Below are 19,253 nucleotides of genomic sequence, written 5' to 3'. Positions count from 1 at the left end.
GAAGCGTGCAAATCTCTGAGGCAAAAACTTTTATGGAAACCAACAAAGAGAATACACCGCATTGATGTCTGATTCTACCAATGATGAGATAGCCCCTGATATCAAAAGCGGTCGGCGAACCCTGCTCGGTGGAATCATTTGGTTTTGCCTGCACAACAAGCTCGTTGTCTTCTTACTCGTCTTGGCCATCATTGGCTGGGGCATCATGGTCGCCCCGTTTGACTGGCAGGTCGGTAGTCTGCCGCGCGATCCAGTTCCCGTCGATGCGATTCCTGACATTGGCGAAAACCAGCAGATCGTCTTTACCGAATGGATGGGCCGTAGTCCGCAGGATGTTGAAGATCAAATCGGCTATCCGATGACGGTTGCCCTCTTGGGCATCCCGGAAGTCAAAACCATCCGCAGTTACTCGATGTTTGGTTTCTCGACGATCTACGTGATCTTTAACGAGAACGCCGAATTCTACTGGTCGCGTTCACGCGTGCTGGAAAAGCTCAATAGCCTACCGGCGGGGACGCTGCCCGAAGGTGTGCAGCCTACGCTTGGGCCAGATGCCACGGCGCTAGGACAGATTCTCTGGTACACGCTAGAAGGCCAAGACCCGGACGGTAATCCAACCGGCGGGTGGGATTTGCATGAGCTGCGGACGATTCAGGATTGGTACGTTCGCTATGCGATCGCGTCTGCGGAAGGCGTCAGTGAAGTCGCGTCCATTGGCGGCTTCGTTCAGGAATACCAGATTGACGTCGATCCCGATGCGATGCGAGCCGCGAAGGTGTCGCTGGCGGATGTTTTCCAAGCCGTCCGTATGTCAAACGTGGATGTTGGTGCGAGGACCATTGAACTCAACAAGGCTGAGTATGTCATTCGCGGACTCGGCTTCATCGAACATGTTGAAGATATTGAAAAGACCGTCGTCAAGGTGGCTGACAATGTGCCTATCACGATTAAGGATGTGGCGACGGTGACCCTTGGCCCGGCATTGCGTCGTGGAGCCTTGGACAAGGCAGGAGCCGAAGCGGTCGGTGGAGTAACCGTCGTGCGTTACGGATTCAATCCACTCGAAGCCATCAAGAACGTCAAGGAGAAGATCGTTGAGGTCTCGCCGGGGCTTCCGAGTAAGGTCCTCGTGGACTACACGCAGACAACCGCTGCCCAAGTCGATGCGTACGCCAAGGCGAACGATCTTCCTTCCCTCACCGGACCTGATCCGCAGTACGACCCGTGGGTTCAACACTTACGCGGCACGCCACGCGACCAGTGGCCGAACTGGATCACGACAAGCCAGGTCCGTGTGGTTCCCTTTTACGACCGCACCGGTGTGATTTATGAAACATTGGGCACGCTCAATACCGCACTCTCCGAAGAAATCCTTGTTACGATCATCGTGATTCTGGTGATGGTGCTGCACCTGCGCAGCTCCATTCTCATCAGTGCGTTGCTGCCTCTGGCCGTCCTGATGGTTTTCATCGCTATGAAGACGTTTGGCGTCGACGCAAATATCGTCGCCTTATCTGGTATTGCTATTGCTATTGGAACGATGGTCGATATGGGAATCATCCTGTGTGAGAACATTCTCAAACACTTGGACGAGGCGGACCCGAACGAAGATCGCGGCCACGTAATCTTTCGCGCATCGCACGAAGTGGCCAGTGCTGTCTTGACCGCTGTCTCAACAACGGTAGTCAGCTTCCTCCCCGTGTTTACGATGATTGCAGCCGAAGGAAAACTGTTTCGGCCACTCGCGTTCACTAAGACGTTTGCACTTGCGGCGTCGGTTATCGTCGCACTCACGATCATTCCCCCGGCAGCTCACATCCTCATGGGCGGACGGATGCAGGTGGGTTTGCTTCGCCGCTACTCAATGCTCGCCCTTATCGCTGCCGGAGCGTTGGCGACGTTCTTTATCTCGTGGTGGGTAGGAGCAATCGTCATCGGGCTTGGCGTCTACAAGCAGCTCGAACCACGCATCCCAGTCAAATACAACCACTACGCCCCCTACCTTGCCAGCGCCATTGCGGTATTGGTTGTTGGCGTGGTGCTTACCGAACACTGGCTACCGCTGGGGCCGCAAAAAGGACTCACGCGAAATTTTATGTTTGTTGGACTGCTCATCGGCGGTTTGCTTGGGTTCTTTACGATCTTCCAACGCTATTTGTACGAGCCAGTCTTGCGGTGGTGTCTCGCCCACAAGGTCATGTTCCTATCGATTCCAACCGCAATTCTTTTGTTTGGCGGTAGTGCGTGGCTTGGTTTTGACCGCGTGTCTTCATTCATCCCGAAACTCGTATCGAATGTCGGAATTGAGCAATCGACGATCCGCGAATCGAAACCGTGGACAGCCGCCAGCGAAACGCTTCCCGGCATCGGCAAAGAGTTCATGCCGCCTTTGGACGAAGGTTCCTTTCTCTACATGCCGACGACGATGCCCCACGCTTCGATTGGCGAAGCAATGGATGTGCTGCAATTGCAAAACAAGTTTCTCATTTCCATTCCCGAAGTCGATTCCGTCGTGGGAAAAATTGGTCGAGCCGACAGTCCGCTCGACCCAGCTCCAATTTCGATGATCGAGACCTTCATTACCTATAAGTCGGAATACAAGACGGATCAGAACGGCAATCGCCTCAAATTCCGCTACGACGAGGACGCCGAGGAATATGCTCGCGATCAGCAAGGCGAACTCATCGAAGACCCCGATGGTCGTCCGTTTCGGCAGTGGCGTGACGAAATCAATTCGCCAGACGATATCTGGCAGAAGATCACTGAAGCAGCCGACATTCCCGGCACCACGTCGGCTCCCAAGTTACAACCGATTGCCGCACGTATTGTGATGCTGCAAAGTGGTATGCGTGCCCCGATGGGCATGAAGATCAAAGGCCCCGACCTTGAAACCATCGAACGCGTTGCTTTACAGATTGAAGGACTGCTGAAACAAGTCCCTACAGTTCAGGCGTCAGCCGTGATCGCTGACCGCATCGTCGGAAAACCGTATCTGGAAATCGACATCGACCGCGACGCGATCAAACGCTACGGCCTGCATATCCGCAGTGTTCAGGACGTGATCGAAGTCGCAATCGGCGGACGCCGCATCACCACAACAGTCGAGGGCCGTGAACGCTACCCCGTGCGTGTCCGCTACGCACGAGAACTTCGAGACGATGCAGAATCGCTGGAACGCATCCTCGTACCAACGCCGATGGGGCAGCAAATTCCCCTCGCCCAGTTGGCCAACATTCGTTACGTCCGAGGCCCGCAGGTCATCAAGAGCGAAGACACATTCCTACTGGGATACGTGTTGTTCGATATGAAGGCAGGCAACGCGGAAGTCGATGTTGTGGAAGACGCTCAGGCATTCTTGCAAGAGAAGATCGACAGCGGTGAACTCGCGCTGCCTGCTGGCGTCAGCTACTCCTTTGCTGGAAACTACGAGAACCAACTGCGATCGCAAAAGACCTTGATGGTCGTCTTGCCTCTAGCACTCGGCATCATCTTTCTGATTCTCTACTTCCAGTTCAAATCGGTCATCACCACGTCGCTGGTATTCAGCGGCATCATGATCGCGTGGTCAGGCGGCTTTATCATGCTGTGGCTGTACGGCACCGACTGGTTTCTGAACTTCAGTCTGTTCGACACCAACATGCGAGAGCTGTTTCAGGTTCACACGATCAACCTCAGTGTCGCGGTCTGGGTCGGCTTCCTCGCGTTATTCGGAATCGCCACCGATGACGGTGTTGTGATCGCATCCTACTTGGAAGACAGTTTCCGCAGAGACCGCATCACCAGTGCTCAGCACGCCCGCGAAGCCACCGTTACCGCTGGATTGCGTCGCGTTCGACCGTGCCTGATGACCACCGCGACGACGATTCTCGCGTTGATCCCGGTGCTGACGTCTACTGGCCGAGGCAGCGATATTATGGTCCCCATGGCCATCCCCAGTTTCGGCGGCATGGTGATTGCAATTATCACGATGCTGGTTGTCCCGGTACTCTACTGCTCGGTGATGGAGTGGAAGCTCAAGTTCGGCATCGCCGATCCAAGGTTTGCCGAGAACGCATGATGTAGGCGACTGGAAGAGCGATCTCATCTTCTGCTTATCAGAGGGTGCTGGCTATCCAAGCTCGCCGTACAGTTTGTGATTGTGTCTTCTGAGGGCATCTTAGCCAACGAAAGCAGGCAGTGCCGGTTGGGCGACCGGCTCGTACTTCAAATATGTGGTCCCCCGACAGAGCAACCACGTCGAGGTTCGGCATGCAAAGTTGCATGACCATAGCTCTGACGCGGAACAATCGGCACTGGCTCGCTATATTCGAGCCAGTGCCGCTGCAATGACGGGGGTTGAAAACTTATGTGTGCCTCCCGTGCTAGCTCATTGCGTTGGCTGCGCCTTAATCTCCAGCGATCGTATCAAGGCATCGTGCTCGGCTTGAGCTTTATCCAATTCCAGGAGAATCTGATTGCAGTGCTTCATGCAAGCCAAGCCATCGACCGATTCCTTGCAGCATTCCTCGTAAAGCATCTTGTGCTGCTTTTCAGCAGTGGCAAGGTGCTGATCGATCGTTTTGAGCGGAGTCGCCGCAGCAGGGTCATTGCCTATTTCTTGACGGACCGTGTCTAGTTGCTGTTGGGCCGTCGTGATGGTGCGTCCCAAATCTTCTGCGTCAGCCTTTGCTACACTCGGCTGGATTGTTCCCGGGACTCGGGAGTAGTGATAAATGTCCCGCGAGTAGTCCCGAGCGTGACGAATGCTTCGCGACGCGCGTTGATTGCTGTAAGAGCTACCGGGACGCAAACGATCTCCGCCCGTAAGGCCTCCAGGGCTCTTCTTTTGAGCCTGGGCGACAGTTGGCCCCGCCGCAACAACTGCGGTGAGAATAATCACCGCCAGGCTCAGCAGTCGCTTGTGTTCGTAATACATGGCACACGTTCTCCTCTGGAATTTGCTCGGAGTTACCAGCCTTTGGGAAAAGGTTCTAACTGCCCGAGCTGTGGACAAAGAGCTGGGTCGCGATCCCACCACGGTTGACGGGTCTCCCCTGCATGCCCCTTTGGATGTCAGGTCGGACCGATTTCTTCAGTTGAGGAGACGAAAAAATGCAATGTTGCTTCGGCGGCGAATATGCCGATCGGAATCGGCTCTCAGCAGGGCGCATCCCTCATGGCAGTCAGACGGCCTACTTCTACCAGCAACTTGAGCACACACTGTCGGGTCCAAGTGCGCCGGAACTCCTTGAGCCCCAGCCGAACTGGCTGTGCAACGCCCAAAGACTGCGTGGTCGAAGTGTCCGGCCCAAGCCAAACAAAATCGCCAGTCTCAAGTGAAGAAATGTACGCCACGTGCATCAAAATGACAGAGAACGCGGGAGCATCAGCAGTTGTGCCTGACTCTTGTGACGTTTTCGAGAGGTTCTTTGCAAGAGGAGTAGAACGATGTCCAAAATACTTGCTACTGGTGCCTTGGCCTTCGGCCTTATTACTGCAACAGTATTTGCACTCCCAGCCCCAGGTACAAGCCCTCCCACTACGCCAGAAGCACCGATCATCATGCAAGACGAGGCGGCGGCTGTGGCGAGCCCGTCTTGCTGCGTTAAGCGAGCATATTGCTGCACGGTGAAACGTAGCTGTTGCCCTTAGTTTGGCAGAACGCCATCCTCAGCATGGATTCAGAGCAACATCGCTCAACGCCATGGAACGGCGTTGGGCGATCCTCTAGGTGCCCCTCATGTGCCGTTCGCCTCCCGTGAGTTAGGGACTTCGTAGATATCACTCTATAGCGACCTGCTTTTTTCCGTAGGCAATGTAGGCGAATCCGATATCAGCAAACCGGAAGCAAGCCGATTTAGAACCGCACTATTCGGAGCGGCGGATCACGAGCTGTTGAACTTGCTGTCCGTCCAATTCGATGTCTTCCATATCGACAGTCCCTTCGATTCGCTCGCGGACCCGCTGGTGAGGATTCGCCTCATCAGCAACGACATGCCGAAACACCAATGTCCCTCCATCAGCAATGACGCGGTTGATTTCGTCAATCGCTTCGTTCGTCAGCGGTGTTCGCTCGACGACGACCATCTGCACCGAATTGTCCGGCAGCGGAATGTGTTCGATGCGACCATTGAGCCGTTTCGGAATTGGCTGGCCCTTCTCGGGGCCGAGAGTCTTCACAGCATTTGGATTTAGGTTCAAGGCCGTTACGTATCGACCTTCGCCACCGATGTCGAGCAACGGAATTGTTTTCGTAGAAGCGTTCAAAAGTATATGTTCCTTTCGTTGTGAAGCTAGAGATAAGGACAGTAAATCTCTGCCGCTTGCCAGAATGCATGTGGCAACGGAATTAAGATCATGGCCAGAATCAGGAACGTGGCGTAGCCGAGCCAGCGACGGCCCGTGCTAATCGGCGTGATGTCGTTGAGCGGAGGTGTGCCGCGACCGGCGATGAAAAAGACGATGATCGCCCACAGCATCAAGCCCGGCCAGACGAAGATCGCCAGGAGGAACAGCGACCACATGGCGACGCTACTGATGGTTTCTCCGATGCGACGACCGAACATCGCGCGAGCCATGTGCCCACCGTCGAGTTGCCCGATCGGAAGCAGGTTGAGGGCGGTGACTAGCAAACCGAGCCAACCGGCAAACGCCAATGGACTGAGTTGCAGCATGTATCCGTGCTGGAGTTGCTCGCCGAGGACTGCTTTCGACAACAACGCGAACAGCATTGAGGAACCGACTGAAGTTCCGTGCATCATGGAATGACCGACTTCCGCTCCCTCAGTTCCGGGCGAAAGCACCTGTGAAGTTTGTAAGCCGATGAGCAAAGCCGGTATGGCGATGACCAAACCGGCAAGTGGACCGGCGACAGCCACATCAAAGAGGGATCTGCGATCTTCCGTCGGCGACTTCATCTGAATGAAGGCCCCAAAAGTTCCCAAGGCAAACGGAACCGGTATGAAGAACGGCGGCGTGACATTGATCTCGTGCCGTTTGGCCATGAAGTAGTGGCCAAGTTCATGCACACCGAGAATCAACAGCAGTCCAATTGAATACGGCAAACCCACGGTAAACGATCCCGGCTGTTGCAACAGGTTGACGCCTTGATGCACCGCACCGGCCCAAGTTGTCGTCAGAAACGTGAGTCCAAAGAGAAACCAGTGAATCCACGGACGAGTTGGCTTCTTCAAAACCTCTTGCTCGACCACTCGTGGCATCAGGAGAATCGAATTGCCCAGCTCGTCATCTTCCTGAATCAACGGCACACTTTGGCCTTCAAACTCGCGCTGCAAATCATCGAGAGCTTGTTCCGCCGGTTCTAGCAGCGGCCCGCGAAAGACGCTGATGCCTTGATTCTCGGTGGCCAATCGCACGTCCATCACGCGACGAATGATGCTGGGCTGTTCTTCAGGAGTCAGCATCCGCAATTGCTGACGAGGTCGATGGCAGCCTCCTTCCTCGTCCGTTGCTGCGACCATACTACCCATCATCCAGAAACACAGCAGCATGATCAGCCAGAACCAGACGATGCCACCCATCATCGTTCCGCCCGGCATCGTCAGCAGAAAAAGTACGGGAATCAGCAGGCAGAGAATGAAAAGCAGATTCAACCAACCTGATGCGGGCCGCGTCCCTCCATTGCTGTCTTGCCTAGCCATTGGTTTGTCCTCCCTTATTCTCATTGCTTCGATTCATTTTGTTCTATCTCGATTACACTGTCGCATCGGAATGTTCCGCGTGTTCTTCCTCATCACTCCACGTCAGGAACAGTCGCTCGCCTACGAATATGAAAGCCATTCCGCCCAGAGCGACCCAAATCACCAGCATGTCGCTATTGGCTTTCATCCACAAAAACGCACCCAAAATTGTGGCATCCAGCAGCAGTGCTGTGATCGGCACCCAACGGTTCGCGTTGACCTTTTCTCGAACGTGCTTTAAGACACCCCAATGCACAGCCATGTCCATCACGATGTAGAAGATGGCTCCCAGCGACGCGATTCGCGACAGGTCAAACAAGATCGTCAGCGTGATTGCAAACACCACCGTGTAGACCAGCGTGTGTTTCTGAATATCGCCGGGCATCCCGAAGTGCTTGTGCGGAACGAGTTTCATTTCGCTCAGCATCGCCAGCATCCGCGACACGGCAAAGGTACTGGCGATCAGCCCCGAGATTGTCGCCACAATTGCAAGACCGACCGTGAAGTAAGTTCCCCACTGTCCGAACGCGGGCCGAGCGGCTTCGGCCAGTGCATAATCTCGGCTTTGGATGATCTCTGAGACCGAAAGGTTCCCGGCAACAGCGAACCCGACTAAAAGGTAAACAAGCAAGCAGATTGCGAGTGAAATGATGATCGAACGGCCAATATTCTTCGTGGGGTCAATGATCTCCGAACCGCTATTGGTTATCGTCGTGAAGCCCTTGTAGGCGAGCAGTGCCAAAGCTGTCGCCGACAGAAAACTACCCGCCGATGATCGTTCGGTGACTCCAACGCTTTCAAGAGTAAGACCTGAGACCCACAATCCGGCAGCCGCGAATACGACAATACCTGCAATCTTGATAACGGCGGTCACCGTAGAAAATGTACCGATGAACTTGTTGCCTAAAATATTCACGATGAATGCGGCAACAAGCAGTCCAACACCTAGCACAGGGACAAGGAACTGATCCTCTTTCGCGTCGAAGAGTTGCAGCGTGTACATTCCGAACGTCCGGGCCACGAGACTCTCGTTGATGACCATCGAGAAATACATCAGCAAGGCCATGCCAGCCGTGACGGTTCCTTTACCGTACGCTTTCATCAGAAACATCGCGATGCCGCCAGCCGAGGGATACTGCTCTGCCATCTTCACGTAGCTGTAGGCGCTGAATCCGGCAACGATCGCAGCAGCTAGAAATGCCAGCGGAAATAGTCCTCCCGCCTGTTCCGCGACTTGGCCCGTCAACGCGAAAATGCCAGCACCGATCATCACGCCAGTTCCCATCGCTACCGAGCCGGTTAGCGTGAGACTGTTTTCTTCATACTTTCCTGATGACTTTGAGTCGTTCATAAACCCGTGATCCCGTATTTGTCGGCTGTGTTCGATTCGAGATTGTTTTAACTTTGCAAATACCGCGCCAGGGTATCACGACGTCGTCGCCAACAGCAAAAAGACGGCCACGATCTCGGGCTGGTTGTTTGGCGATCGAACTGGTTGGTTTCCGCCCGCGCGACGTATGATCTTCGTCAGGCCCGTGACTTGCCGCAGCAGTTGTAGCACCCGGCAATCAAGGCTCCGAATAGCCAGCCGAGTACGAAAATCTCGATGACACCAAGCACCGTTTCCCACCAAGGCATGTCCCAACGCATGATTGTTGTCACATCAACGCCGTGCATCAGACTGTTGAAAAAGCGAATTGCGACATCTTGTGGCACGGTCAGCATCACGAAAACGCAACCGATGTACGCGATCGTGAAGGCCATTCCAACAGCGAAACCGAATCGGGGCATACTCAACTTATTCATGGCGGTCCTCTTGGTGGCTTGTATGGTCAGCCGAATGATCGGCCATGTGCCCTCGCATCATCAGCAGATGACACCCGAGCATCAGGACGATGAACACGGTCATCGTGATTCCTTCGCTGACACCGAACAACGGCAAGACGAAAATTAGCAGCATCGGTAGACCGCAACCGATCAGCATGTGCAAAAAGTGTTTCATAGGAATATCTCCTTCATTTCTCCGTTTAGATGTTCAACCTCCTCCCTTCTTCACCGCGCAGCGCAAAAAAAATGCACAACCACGTTTGACCACACGAAACCTACCGCGTTACGGATCGGCCCCACTCAAACTTGTTTCCCGCGACTCCAACTTCGCTGCATGGTTGTCTAATGGAGCCTGAGCTTTCATTTCCATCATCAGGAAGTAGTTCAAGCCAGTCCGAATGATGGCGACTGCGGCCAGCTTTCCAATGTGATCCCAACTCGGTGAAACGGCTGTCCCGAGAATGTCTGCACCCAGTTGAAATTCCAGAGCCAGCGAGAGGTAGCGAGCGAGAATCAGTCGTGTCTGAGCGAAGTCTTGTTCTTTCCCACTTCTCACGGTGCGAACCCAGTGAACGATTGCCACACCCACGCCGATTGTGACCAGCGTAGCGCCAAACACTTCAATCCCCAGCTTCACCCAGCCAACAATCAAGATGACGTTGTGTTCGACGATGCTGGTAGCCTCAGGCATGGTTCACGGTCTCCTCAGTGATGCTTGTACCAACCGACACGCTTGATGTCGTTCCAGGAAGTTGTCTGATGGCACTGGCCGCATTGATCGACTCTGGCGTGTGGCTTTCCGGCAACGCGAGCCGAGATCATCTTGAAGTGCATCATGTAGTGGCTCGGCGGGGCCTGATGGCATTGGCTACAATCGGTCGATTGCGGCGTAGGGTGTTTGTATTCAGGGATCGTCCAACGGTCAGTCGCGTGACATTGAGCACAATCGGAACCGAACAAGCTCTGATGCCGGTCGTCATTGGAATGGCACGAGGCACAGTCCAAGACTGACTCATTCAGGCTGATGCGAGAGTGCGGCGAAACGCCCGAATCGAGTTTTTCACTCAGCCGCAGATAGGCTGCGAGTTCCTCCGTTCCCGGCTCGGCATCCTGCATTTGCTTCATAGCGATGCCCGTCAGCAGCGAATGGTCCATCAACGACAATTTTGCATCGACGCCGCGATGCTCCAGATGGCACTGCTTACAGGTGTTGACACTGGCGTGAAATGCGGTTGGTTGTCTTTGCAGGATTGATTCGTTGTTGGCATGGCAAAGAACGCACTTCGCCGTGTCCACTCCCTTCACTGGCGTGTGGCAAGCGTTGCAGTTGTTCGCAAGATTCGCGTGAGCGGCTGACAGCGGACCCGGATTGACTGCTTGGTGCATCGAATGAGAAACGACTTCCCTCGCCTCACTCGGAATCCATCCTGCTCCATAGGCCACCGCAACTCCGGCGATAAGAACAAGAATGATGATCGTCCATCGTGTCATTGCATCACCTGCTACTCAAACCAACGCAAGCCGAAGTAGACGGCGTAATACACATGCACGAACATCAGAGCGTACAAGACGAAGGAAATCACGATGTGGAACTTCAGCCACTTGCCGAACCACGCCTTGAAGTCTTCGTGTGTCTGAATCGCGTATTCGACATCCGCGATAGATTCAGCAAGACGCACCAACGTGATCGAATCCGCTCTGGCAACGGATGGCTCCGTGCTCGGTTCCGGAAGGAAGAATCCAGCCATCAGCCGACTGAAAAATCCAGAGAATGGGCGTAGGCTTTTTGCCGCAGTCGGATCAGATTGTGTAGTCAGGAGAGCTTCGTCATAAGCGGTTTGTAACTCGTTCAGCATCGTTTTCTTTTCGCGAATCTCCTTGGCAAAACCGGACATCAGGTAGCGGCCTACAAAACCACTGACGACAACCAGCAGCGTCATCGCGGTCAAAGCAATCCCAACCACGCTTTCGTACTTATGACCACTGTGGATGATGACCAGAATCGGTCCCAGCACGCCCGCGTAAATGTGCCACGCCAACAGTGTCCGCAAAGAGACGTATTTGGTGACGGACTGTTTGAGCCTCTTGTTGCGCTTGACGATCAAGTAGGCGAGCGGAACGAGCATCAGGGTTGCCCCGGCGATTCCGAAAACCCCACCCCAGAAACTTCCTGCAAACCGATGTGCGTGGTGCAGCGGAAAGCCAAGCCATGCGAGCAACATCAACATGACCAGACCGGTAACGACGATTTTCTCCCGTTCCTTCATGCGTCAATGCTCACGTCTTGCTTCGCTTTCGCTTGGCAGCACAGAACCATCCCGGCTTCACGGTCTTCCGGCTCCAAACCGTCATCGACGTCCATCGTGACTTCGCCGGAGAGCAGCTTCGCAACACAAATGCCACAGGTTCCAACGCGGCACGAGTAGTCGATTTCAACATCAACACGTTCAGCCGCTTCGAGGATTGTTTCGTCTGCCAGCAATTCCGTTGACTTGCCGGAAGTCGCGAACGTGACTTTGGCTCCCGTCGCTTTCGGCTCGTAAGCTTCCTGCCCTTTGGCAACTTTGGCTTTCGGCTTTTGCGTCGAGCCGAAGTTTTCTGTGTGAACGTTGTCCGCAGGAACTTCGAGTTTTGCCAGCATCCCCTTGGTTGCTTCCATCATTGCCGGAGCACCACAGATATGAACCCGTTTGGTTGCGATATCAGGCACCCATTCAGCAAGCAGTTCTTTGCTCAGTCGTCCTTTGCGATAACCGTCCAAGTCCTTCTCAATGCGACTCATCGCTACATGCACGTGCAAGTTGTCGTACCGCTCGTCGAGTCGTTTGATTTCTGACTCGAAGATGAAGTGTTCCGGATCACGACAGGCGACGACGAAATGAATTTCGCCCGGCCAACACATATCGGTTAACGCCCGCGTCACGCTCATCATCGGCGTGATGCCAACGCCACCAGCGATCAGCACCACGCTGTCGGACTCTTCGCCGCTAAATGTGAATCGACCGCTGGGAGCCTTCACTTCCAGCGTGTCGCCGACTTTCAGTTGGTCGCAGATATAACGTGACCCCGCACCCTTGTCTTCTCGCTTCACGGTGACTTCGCAGTAGTAGGCCTGCGTGGGAGCGGAAGAGATTGTGTAGCTTCGCCGAATCGGTTTCTCTCCCACGGGGAGCGTGAAGGTTAAAAACTGACCGGGTAGATAATTGAAGGGTATTCTCCCGCCATGACAGGCGACCATCCGAATCGTTTTGACGTCTTCGGTCTCGTCGGTGATCTTGGCAACTCGCAGCCGACAGAGTTTTTTCTTCGCAACCGGAATCAATCCGCTGGCGTCAACTCCTTCGGTGGGGGCTTCGGTCGGGCAGCCATCATCAGTCGCACAACAATCGCTTACCGGTTGAGAGTCGAAGGCTGAAGGTCCAGAGTCCGAGGGAAGTGTGCTGGGAGCGGTCGATTGTGTGTTCGCTTCGCCATTCCCGGTTCCCCCACTCCCAGCTTGGCCCCCGCCAGCACCCGCGTTCGCTGTCGAGAGTCTTTCCAGCAGTGATGCAGCACGTCGCATCTTAAAGAAGTACATCCAGATCATCGCCGCCGCGAACAGGATCAGAACAGCCATCAAGCTGGTGTGAAACGGCGACATGCCCCATAGCAATGCGTTTGACGAGGCAGTGTTCACGGCATCGTCGATGTTGAGTTCGCGTTTGAACCACTGCAATGCGACATTTCGAGGAGCCTTGCCTTCACGCAGAGCACGATGAGCCGCGAGACCGCTTTCAAAGTCATTCAAGCCCTCGCGAATCTTCGCAGTGGCGGATTGCATTGCAGCAAAATCGTCCCCGGCAGCCGAACGTGATAGCTCGTCAAAGCCTTCCCCCAGCAAGCGAGTTCCGGCAATCATTCGTCCGTGAGCTTCCTGCTCCAATTCCCCGCGACGTTCTATCGGCAAATCGGGCAGTTCCATCAAAGACGGATAGAGGTCTTTGGGCTTGGGGGCACCCATCTTCTCCATCATGCCATCCATCATGCCGCCCATGCCACCACCCATCATGCCACCCATGCCATTTTTGGGACCGGCACCGTCCGGCGGACCTCCCATGCCACGAGTTCCCGAACCGCCGGCATTCGCATCAGCTTGTTCAGGGTGATGTGCTGCGTGCTCTTCGGGCGATACCTGAGCGATCGCGGTCGAAGCCGTCACGACAAACAACAGCACTAACGCTGTGAAGGTTGTTGGCCACGTGTGACGGGGCACCGCTTTGCTGATTGTGTTTCCATTCTTTTCGTTCATGTCGTTTGCATCGCTGCGTTGAAGTATCGACTGGTTCCCTGCGATTCCATCGCTTCGCCGATACGGTTAAGAGCATGGGCGTAGGCCGCCGTTCGCATGTCGATTTCTGTCTCGACGCTCAAGTCGTGAATAGCTCCGAATTCCTGAGCCATAATCTTCTGCAAACGTTCATGAACTTCGCCTTCACTCCAGTAGTAGCCTGCCCGATTCTGAGTCCACTCGAAGTAGCTGACCGTGACGCCGCCAGCATTCGCCAAGATGTCGGGAACGACCGTTGCTCCCAGTTCCTTCAGGATGTCGTCGGCTTCCGTCGTTGTGGGTCCGTTGGCAACTTCGACAATGTAGGGTGCCGTGATTCGCGCAGCATTTTCGCCGGTGATTTGGTTCTCTAAGGCTGCCGGAATCAACACATCCACGTCCAACTCAAGTAGTTGTTCATTCGTGATGACGGCGCCACTACCCGCATCATCAGGATTGCAGTGACATTCCACGCAACCGCATTCCGGGCAATCGCAGACGCTGCGTTCGCCGTACACATTCGATACGGATGCTTGAGAACGTTTCAGTTCGATGGCTCGCGGAATATCCATACCGTCTTCGCGGTAGACTCCGCCTTTGGAGTCACTGATGGCGACGCACCTATAGCCATCCGCATGAAGCAGGCGTGCCACGTGCTGACCAGCGTTCCCGAATCCCTGAACGGCAACTCGCACGTTTTCGGGAGTCCAGTCGTTGATCCGCTCCAGTTCTTTGATGCAGTAGTAAGCTCCGCGTCCGGTGGCATCATCGCGACCAAGACTGCCACCAAGTGGAATCGGTTTGCCGGTAATGACATCCGGCGTGCGTCGCCTCTGGATGGTGGAATACTCGTCCATCATCCAGCCCATAATCATGGAGTTCGTATAAACGTCGGGAGCCGGAATGTCCGTGTCAGGGCCAATGAAATCGGCAAGTTGCTGGACGAAGCCTCGACTGAGTCGTTCCAGTTCCATGCGGGAAAGCACTTTCGGGTTAACAATCACGCCGCCCTTGCCACCACCAAACGGGATGCCCGCCACGGCACACTTGCACGTCATCCAAAATGCCAGTGCTTTGACTTCGCCAAGATGTACCTGCGGATGAAAACGAATCCCGCCTTTGGTCGGGCCGCGAGTATCGTCGTGACGAACACGGTAGCCCTCAAAAATTCGCAGTGATCCGTCGTCCATCCGAACCGGAATGCTGACATGCACGACCGACTTCGGATGTTTCAGACGATCCAAAGCTTCGAGATCAATCTTTGCAAACTGGGCCGCTCGGTCGAGTCGAAGAAGTGCATTCTCGAAGATGTCGTCATGATCCGACATGGCAGCCTTTCAGATTCACATTCAGCAAACAACACGCGACCCGAACACCGAGCCCACCTCCGTGAGCTTTGATGCGCGAGCCGCGTGATTCTTCACGGAATTCCTCAAGTCAAACTACTTGTGCTGACTGTGCTTGTCGTGATCGCCCGCCTTCGTGGCAACCACAAACATCGCATCATCGCCGCACTCGCCGCAAACATGCTTGACTTCTTGATGCTTGCCTTTTCCTTTGCCAGTGCCTTCGACCGTCACCTTGCCTTCGCAAGCGGAACAGGTATGCGTGTTACCGACCGTCATCATTTTCACGTGTGATTTGTCATTGCCGACAGGATGTACGGTCACGATTTTGCACATGCTGCATACCATCGCAATCGAATCGCCCGGTTTGAGCGCTTCCGCCTCGGCCTGCGTTGTGATGTGCGTCATTTTCGTCATCTTCATCGCGTGGGCATGATCGTGCTTCTTGCCGTGCGGATCGTGGTTCTTGTCCTGAGCGTGTGCCAGCCCAGTGAACGTGATCGCTATCCCAAGAGCGATTGCCGTAACCACACTGATTCCACCGATGTACTTGGTTGTCGTTTGCATGAAGGTCTCCTTCTTTCTGTTGGTTAGTGTCAGCAACTATTTGGCCGTTTCGCTTCGGCGCTACTTTTGTCCTTCTCCAACCAATGCTTGACGTTGCTCTTGCGTCAATACACTGGCCGCTTCTCCGACAGAGCGGATGAATGCGATCCGAGTAGCGACTTGGAGCTGAGCAATCTCTTTGGCTTTCGCTTCGATCTTCTTGATGTCTGGTTCGGCGGCAGCCGTCAGCTTCCACAGTTCCTGTTCGGCTTCTGCGATTTCGCGCTGGGCCGTTGAAGTCGCCAGCAACGAGGATTCCTTGATCGTGTTGAGTTTCTTTTGTTGCTCGTCGGTCAGCGTGATGTGCTCGGGGTGATCGAGAAAGAACCCGGTCTGGCCGATGTGATACACATGCGACGCTCCGGGGAATCCGGGCAATGCCGACGGCATATCCATCCCGACCATTGAGTCGGATGCCATGGCGGGGTTCATTCCCATCATCCCCATGCCCATCATTCCCTTCTTACCTTTCATCATGGACATCATTCCCATGCCGCTCATGCCTTGGCCCATCATGCCCATTTCCATGCCCGACATTTGGCTATCCGAATCCTGAGACATGCCCTTCATGCCGCCCATCTTTTCCATCCCCATGCCGCCCATTTTCTTCATGGACTTCATCGTTCCTCCGCCGGACGGGCCATCGGCGCCGTACTTTTTGCGGTGCTGAGTCACGAGTGCGGCCTCCAGTTCTGCGACCTTGCTTTGTAGTTGCCTGAGTTCCGCGCCGAGATCAGATGCTGCGGTCGCTGGCGACTCATCACCGTGCGTATGCTGGTCTGCTGACTGAGCCAAGACTGGTGAAATCAAGAGTGCCCAGGCCAAAATGCCGGACGCAAGCGCTGTTCTCTTTAGTATTTTCATGGCTAATCCTCCTATTTGATCGGGACTATTGCGTACCGAATCGGGCTCGGCAAAACAACGTTTGGCGGGCCGCCCTTCAATACCCTCTCAGGGTATGTTACCCTTGTGATTCTGCGTAGTTACCCTTGCAGCCACCCGTCCCACGGCGGATTGAGGAACTTCCGTGGATTCCTGATGATGCACGTAGGTTTTCGATGAAAACGACATTGGTGACCAATATATGACTGTCGCAGCGGACCGGACTGGACCGGGGGAGCAGCGCAGCTACGGTCGATTGATTCTGCCAGAACTTTCGATGCGGTTCATGCCGGTTCCTTCACCAAAAAATGAGAAAGCACACCTGCTGCTGACGCGTTCTTGCAAAGGCGTCACCCGCGTCACTTCCGTATACGGAGCCGTTGCGTTTGAATGAAGCACGTCACGAAAACGGAAACACGTCGATTCGCGATTCGTCGGCCAATGCTGCCACGCAGCAGTTGGTTAGCGCGTGTCTCGCGGGAGATCGCTGCGCGATGCAGCAGCTCTACGAGCAATGCGCTGACAACGTGTATGGATTGATGGTCCGTATGGTCGGGCGGCAGGACGCTGACGATCTTACGCAGCAAGTATTTCTCAAGATGTTCCGCAAGCTGGACCAGTTCAACGGCCAATCCAAACTCGAAACGTGGCTCTACCGCTTGGCAAGCAACGAAGCCTTGCAACATCTTCGCCGCAGTAAACGACGATCCACGGCACCCCTTGTCACCGAGCCCGCGACGGATGATCCGGACTCCATCGGCGAAGCCGAGGAAGCCGAGCTACTGGAAACGGCGATGACACAGCTCGAACCGGAACTTCGAGCAATACTGATTCTGAAAGAACAGCAGAATCTGTCTTACCGCGAGATCGCCGAGTCTATCGGCATACCCGAGGGCACCGTCGGTTCACGGCTAAACCGGGCACGAAAAGTACTTCGCGAAGAACTTTCGCAGCTCGGTTGGGAGTGAGTCCGACCGTCAACTCAACCTCCGTAGGGACACCCAACGGTACGTTCGATTTGAGCAACTGTCCCAGCAAGTGTTGCCTCAATGCGTGCCAACTGGGTCTCGAACATCAACAGTTCGCGATACGTCTCGATGAGTGCGAAAAAGTCGGTTCGCTTGCCACGGTAGTCGGCGAACGAGAGTTTGAGCGTATCCTCGGTTCGCGGAATGATCCGGTCTTCGTAAATACCCGCCTGCTCGACCAATGCGTCGGCCTGTGCCAACAATCGTCGCAGTTTGCCTTGGATGACATCGCGCTCGGCTTCCAGCCGTTGCGCCGAACTACTGGTCCGATTGGCCGCTTCGCGGATGCCGGCGTTGATCTTCTCACGCCATATAGGAAGGGTTACGCCAACCATGAAACTGATGTTGTCGTGGCCGTTTGCCACGGGGCTAATCGCATTGGTGTCATCGTCAATGATTGCGTAGTTCAGACCAAGGTTAAAATCGGGATATTTTTGTAGACAGGCGAGCCGTTGCTTCTGACGGTCGCGCTGGATCTCTGATGCGATAGCTCGTAGCTCTGGACTGCACTGCTCGGCAAGAGCAAGTAAGTTTTCCAACCGTTCAGGCACATCCCTTAGCCCAATATCTTGTTGTGCTTCAGGAATAAGAGTGACCGGCTGCTGCACTAACGCTGCCAAATCGGCCTGCGCCTGTTCCTTTTGCTTTCGCAATCCTACCAGTTGGTCGTCCAGTCGATCTGCTTCCAGTTGCGCTCGCAGTACGTCTTGTTGAGTGCCGCCACTCTTGTAACGGGCTTCCGCCACTTGCGTCAGGTCGTCGACTAATTCGCGAGTCTCCTCGACAATCGTGATCGCCCGCGTTGCGAACCACACTTCGTAATACGCCAGACGCACCGCTTCGGTGATCTCGCGTTCGATTCGATCGAGTTCCGCCTGCGCCATTTGAACTTCGCGACTGGCAATCGCGGCTTTTGCTCGTAGCTTCTCTGGCCACGGGACGCCTTGCCCAAGTTGGAACTGATGCCCCACGCGACCACCGGCCGTTTGCAGGGCTTGGTTTTGAATCGGCCAGAAGGTGTTGTTGAAACTCGGATCGGGCAATGCACGCGCCTGCGGGATGACATTCGCTGCGGCCGCTACGCGGTTGCGGGCCGCTCGAATTTTCGGATGCCCACCCAGGGCCACTTGGACGAAATAATCAACGGGCTGCTGTCGCTCAGCCACCGGTGGAGCCAAAGTCAGTTCCAACGGTTGCACGAGTTCTGCTGTGCTTTCGGAAGCTGTTTGATTCTCTCCCGATTGCTGGCCAGAGCCACTGCTTTCTTCCTCCTCGTCCTGAAGAGCACCCGGCAAGGGAGCTGACGGGCTGATGTCTTCGGTTTGACTGGCTAGCTGGACTTGGCTCTTCGCCGTGGCTGAATCCTCAGTGGGCGCCTCGGCCCTTACCCGGTTTTCGCTGTTCGCAATGCTTTTAGGATTGGCGCTCGATCGCCCGTATTCCTGCGTCGTCGCACATCCACCGACTGCAATCAGAGCCAGCGTGGCTAGTAAGAATCGCATCTTTCTGCGAAAATACATTTGGTTTTTCCTGTTATGTCGCATTAAGAATGCTGCTCCGCCAGCAGAGATGAGTCCGT

General features: G+C 54.8%; 16 protein-coding genes. 2 read left to right on the top strand and 14 right to left on the bottom strand.

Features of this window, described 5'->3' with window-relative positions:
• The first annotated feature begins 64 nt into the window (after positions 1-64).
• Positions 65-4,057 carry an efflux RND transporter permease subunit gene (locus tag ACQK2L_RS22030; RefSeq protein ID WP_425399206.1) on the top strand — a complete coding sequence of 1,331 codons (3,993 nt, stop codon included), beginning with the start codon at positions 65-67 and terminating at the stop codon, positions 4,055-4,057.
• A gap of 309 nt (positions 4,058-4,366) precedes the next feature.
• On the opposite strand, the gene ACQK2L_RS22025 is transcribed toward ACQK2L_RS22030, so the two are convergent.
• The 13 genes from ACQK2L_RS22025 to ACQK2L_RS21965 all read right to left on the bottom strand — a co-directional run bounded on the left by ACQK2L_RS22025 (position 4,367) and on the right by ACQK2L_RS21965 (position 16,628).
• On the bottom strand, positions 4,367-4,915 hold the full coding sequence (locus ACQK2L_RS22025; RefSeq protein ID WP_425399205.1) for a hypothetical protein: 549 nt from the start codon (positions 4,913-4,915) through the stop codon (positions 4,367-4,369).
• Between the two features lie 932 nt (positions 4,916-5,847).
• On the bottom strand, positions 5,848-6,246 hold the full coding sequence (locus tag ACQK2L_RS22020) for a methyltransferase domain-containing protein (RefSeq protein ID WP_425399204.1): 399 nt from the start codon (positions 6,244-6,246) through the stop codon (positions 5,848-5,850).
• A 26-nt stretch (positions 6,247-6,272) separates the two neighbouring features.
• Entirely contained in the window at positions 6,273-7,640 is a 1,368-nt protein-coding gene (locus ACQK2L_RS22015; RefSeq protein ID WP_425399203.1) for a site-2 protease family protein, read from the bottom strand.
• Positions 7,641-7,692: 52 nt separating this feature from the next.
• Positions 7,693-9,030 carry an APC family permease gene (locus tag ACQK2L_RS22010; protein WP_425399202.1) on the bottom strand — a complete coding sequence of 446 codons (1,338 nt, stop codon included), beginning with the start codon at positions 9,028-9,030 and terminating at the stop codon, positions 7,693-7,695.
• Positions 9,031-9,206: 176 nt separating this feature from the next.
• Complete coding sequence (locus ACQK2L_RS22005) at positions 9,207-9,485, bottom strand: DUF5676 family membrane protein (RefSeq protein ID WP_425399201.1); 279 nt, start codon at positions 9,483-9,485, stop codon at positions 9,207-9,209.
• On the bottom strand, positions 9,478-9,681 hold the full coding sequence (locus tag ACQK2L_RS22000; protein WP_425399200.1) for a hypothetical protein: 204 nt from the start codon (positions 9,679-9,681) through the stop codon (positions 9,478-9,480). Before ACQK2L_RS22000 ends, ACQK2L_RS22005 begins: the two co-directional genes overlap by 8 nt.
• Before the next feature lie 108 nt (positions 9,682-9,789).
• A complete protein-coding gene (locus tag ACQK2L_RS21995; protein ID WP_425399199.1) occupies positions 9,790-10,197 on the bottom strand; it encodes a DUF1622 domain-containing protein in 408 nt (135 codons plus the stop codon).
• Between the two features lie 14 nt (positions 10,198-10,211).
• Complete coding sequence (locus ACQK2L_RS21990; RefSeq protein ID WP_425399198.1) at positions 10,212-10,997, bottom strand: cytochrome c3 family protein; 786 nt, start codon at positions 10,995-10,997, stop codon at positions 10,212-10,214.
• An 11-nt stretch (positions 10,998-11,008) separates the two neighbouring features.
• Entirely contained in the window at positions 11,009-11,773 is a 765-nt protein-coding gene (locus tag ACQK2L_RS21985) for a hypothetical protein (RefSeq protein ID WP_425399197.1), read from the bottom strand.
• The gene (locus tag ACQK2L_RS21980) at positions 11,770-13,794 is read right to left on the bottom strand and encodes a 2Fe-2S iron-sulfur cluster-binding protein (protein ID WP_425399196.1); all 2,025 of its coding nucleotides are present in this window, start codon (positions 13,792-13,794) and stop codon (positions 11,770-11,772) included. Before ACQK2L_RS21980 ends, ACQK2L_RS21985 begins: the two co-directional genes overlap by 4 nt.
• Positions 13,791-15,056: a Glu/Leu/Phe/Val family dehydrogenase gene (locus tag ACQK2L_RS21975; RefSeq protein WP_425399195.1), complete on the bottom strand. Its 1,266-nt coding sequence runs from the start codon at positions 15,054-15,056 to the stop codon at positions 13,791-13,793. Before ACQK2L_RS21975 ends, ACQK2L_RS21980 begins: the two co-directional genes overlap by 4 nt.
• A gap of 198 nt (positions 15,057-15,254) precedes the next feature.
• The gene (locus tag ACQK2L_RS21970) at positions 15,255-15,725 is read right to left on the bottom strand and encodes a hypothetical protein (RefSeq protein WP_425399194.1); all 471 of its coding nucleotides are present in this window, start codon (positions 15,723-15,725) and stop codon (positions 15,255-15,257) included.
• Positions 15,726-15,785: 60 nt separating this feature from the next.
• Positions 15,786-16,628: a Spy/CpxP family protein refolding chaperone gene (locus ACQK2L_RS21965; RefSeq protein WP_425399193.1), complete on the bottom strand. Its 843-nt coding sequence runs from the start codon at positions 16,626-16,628 to the stop codon at positions 15,786-15,788.
• A 404-nt stretch (positions 16,629-17,032) separates the two neighbouring features.
• Here ACQK2L_RS21965 and ACQK2L_RS21960 point away from each other — a divergent pair, with 404 nt between their 5' ends.
• On the top strand, positions 17,033-17,614 hold the full coding sequence (locus ACQK2L_RS21960) for an RNA polymerase sigma factor (RefSeq protein WP_425399192.1): 582 nt from the start codon (positions 17,033-17,035) through the stop codon (positions 17,612-17,614).
• Between the two features lie 14 nt (positions 17,615-17,628).
• On the opposite strand, the gene ACQK2L_RS21955 is transcribed toward ACQK2L_RS21960, so the two are convergent.
• Positions 17,629-19,194, bottom strand: a complete 1,566-nt coding sequence (locus ACQK2L_RS21955; RefSeq protein WP_425399191.1) for a TolC family protein — start codon at positions 19,192-19,194, stop codon at positions 17,629-17,631.
• Between the last annotated feature and the right edge of the window lie 59 nt (positions 19,195-19,253).

This window comes from Aeoliella sp., assembly GCF_965227375.1.
Taxonomy (GTDB): domain Bacteria; phylum Planctomycetota; class Planctomycetia; order Pirellulales; family Lacipirellulaceae; genus Aeoliella.
This window is presented reverse-complemented; position numbering and strand designations above follow the sequence as displayed.

What these genes read in the sequence shown, in the direction of transcription:
- ACQK2L_RS21955 (WP_425399191.1), bottom strand. Translation starts at nt 19,194, where the DNA reads ATGTATTTTCGCAGAAAGATGCGATTCTTACTAGCCACGCTGGCTCTG.
- ACQK2L_RS21990 (WP_425399198.1), bottom strand. Translation starts at nt 10,997, where the DNA reads ATGACACGATGGACGATCATCATTCTTGTTCTTATCGCCGGAGTTGCG.
- ACQK2L_RS21985 (WP_425399197.1), bottom strand. Translation starts at nt 11,773, where the DNA reads ATGAAGGAACGGGAGAAAATCGTCGTTACCGGTCTGGTCATGTTGATG.
- ACQK2L_RS21995 (WP_425399199.1), bottom strand. Translation starts at nt 10,197, where the DNA reads ATGCCTGAGGCTACCAGCATCGTCGAACACAACGTCATCTTGATTGTT.
- ACQK2L_RS21970 (WP_425399194.1), bottom strand. Translation starts at nt 15,725, where the DNA reads ATGCAAACGACAACCAAGTACATCGGTGGAATCAGTGTGGTTACGGCA.
- ACQK2L_RS22000 (WP_425399200.1), bottom strand. Translation starts at nt 9,681, where the DNA reads ATGAAACACTTTTTGCACATGCTGATCGGTTGCGGTCTACCGATGCTG.
- ACQK2L_RS22005 (WP_425399201.1), bottom strand. Translation starts at nt 9,485, where the DNA reads ATGAATAAGTTGAGTATGCCCCGATTCGGTTTCGCTGTTGGAATGGCC.
- ACQK2L_RS22025 (WP_425399205.1), bottom strand. Translation starts at nt 4,915, where the DNA reads ATGTATTACGAACACAAGCGACTGCTGAGCCTGGCGGTGATTATTCTC.
- ACQK2L_RS22030 (WP_425399206.1), top strand. Translation starts at nt 65, where the DNA reads ATGTCTGATTCTACCAATGATGAGATAGCCCCTGATATCAAAAGCGGT.
- ACQK2L_RS22010 (WP_425399202.1), bottom strand. Translation starts at nt 9,030, where the DNA reads ATGAACGACTCAAAGTCATCAGGAAAGTATGAAGAAAACAGTCTCACG.
- ACQK2L_RS21980 (WP_425399196.1), bottom strand. Translation starts at nt 13,794, where the DNA reads ATGAACGAAAAGAATGGAAACACAATCAGCAAAGCGGTGCCCCGTCAC.
- ACQK2L_RS22015 (WP_425399203.1), bottom strand. Translation starts at nt 7,640, where the DNA reads ATGGCTAGGCAAGACAGCAATGGAGGGACGCGGCCCGCATCAGGTTGG.
- ACQK2L_RS21965 (WP_425399193.1), bottom strand. Translation starts at nt 16,628, where the DNA reads ATGAAAATACTAAAGAGAACAGCGCTTGCGTCCGGCATTTTGGCCTGG.